This window comes from Komagataeibacter kakiaceti JCM 25156 (assembly GCF_000613305.1).
The window spans coordinates 1-751 of sequence record NZ_BAIO01000799.1 but is presented as its reverse complement, the minus strand read 5'-3'; the positions used below and the strand labels follow the sequence as shown (position 1 = coordinate 751).

General features: G+C 57.7%; 1 protein-coding gene. It reads right to left on the bottom strand.

The features are described from left to right. Nucleotides 1–645: class I SAM-dependent methyltransferase (locus JCM25156_RS19040; RefSeq protein WP_407637145.1), on the bottom strand; the 645-nt coding region annotated here is incomplete at its 3' end. Nucleotides 646–751: the final 106 nt, after the last annotated feature.

Here is a 751-nt window from a genome sequence, read left to right as displayed (position 1 = left end):
CGGTGTTTTCGTCCGCGCCACCCAGCTTTCAAAATCCATGCGCAGACGATGAGTCCCGACGGTCTGAAGAACGAACCCAGCCTGCCCCAGCAGGGCGCTCCATTCGGCCGCCGTATAATCCCGAATATGTGAGATATCGCGCAACAGCTCCATCGACTGCAACCAGCTATCCAACAGGGCGGAAGGAGGGGCTGTCACGTCAATGAACAAAGCCATCCCTGACGGCGCCAGCACACGTCGTGCCTCCCGTAGTCCGGCGACTGCATCCGACCAGTGATGGGTCGTAAAGCGGCAGAAGACCGCGTCAAAGCTCCCGTCCTCAAAAGGGAGCTTCTCTGCGGGAGCCTGCACGGTCGTGACGTTGGACAGTCCTTGTCGCGCTGCTTCCTGCGCGACGGCATCCAGCATCGGACCCGTCACATCGCAGGCGACAACCTCTCTGACATGGGGAGCAAGCCGATAGGTGACGTGACCTCCACCGCAGCCGATATCCAGAACACGTCGCAGTTCCTTGCCGGCCACCAGGCTTTCGACCCTGTTCAGATCGCTGCCCTGACTGTGTACCGTGCTGGTTACATAATCCTGCGCCCGTGCGGCATAGTGTTTTGCCGCATAAGGTTCCGTCATCTTCTCTGCCTCCACCATTCCATGACTCGTTGCGGTCTAGGCTGCCAGATGCAAAAAACAGGGATAAGGTCTTTCTTTATACTGGTATAAAAACCACCATCATGAGTCTTTCCTCCGAACAGCA